Origin of the sequence: Bacillus sp. SIMBA_154 (assembly GCF_046536015.1) — a bacterium.
Lineage (GTDB): Bacteria > Bacillota > Bacilli > Bacillales > Bacillaceae > Bacillus > Bacillus pumilus_P.
On record NZ_JAWJBV010000137.1, the window covers coordinates 1 to 316 of the forward strand.

The following is a 316-nucleotide window of genomic DNA, read 5'->3' on the forward strand; positions in this document are numbered from 1 at the left end:
ATATCGACCGTGAAGATTTCGCCCAGCGTTTTGATGCCGATTTCATCCTGATGACTGGTGAACTGGCAGCGTTAATTCAAAACCTGATTGAAGGATTAGGTGGCGAAGCACAACGTTAATTGCTGATTTTCCTGGTGATGCTGCCAACTTACTGATTTAGTGTATGATGGTGTTTTTGAGGTGCTCCAGTGGCTTCTGTTTCTATCAGCTGTCCCTCCTGTTCAGCTACTGACGGGGTGGTGCGTAACGGCAAAAGCACCGCCGGACATCAGCGCTAGCGGAGTGTATACTGGCTTACTATGTTGGCACTGATGAG

At 48.4% G+C, this 316-nt stretch carries 1 protein-coding gene and 1 pseudogene; both read left to right on the plus strand.

The features are described 5' to 3' along the window. The first annotated feature begins 2 nt into the window (after positions 1-2). A complete protein-coding gene (rdgC, locus tag R0K30_RS21455; RefSeq protein ID WP_410612812.1) occupies positions 3-119 on the plus strand; it encodes a recombination-associated protein RdgC in 117 nt (38 codons plus the stop codon). A 69-nt stretch (positions 120-188) separates the two neighbouring features. Beyond that, positions 189-275, plus strand: a pseudogene (locus tag R0K30_RS21460) (IS1 family transposase); the annotation flags it as partial. Between the last annotated feature and the right edge of the window lie 41 nt (positions 276-316).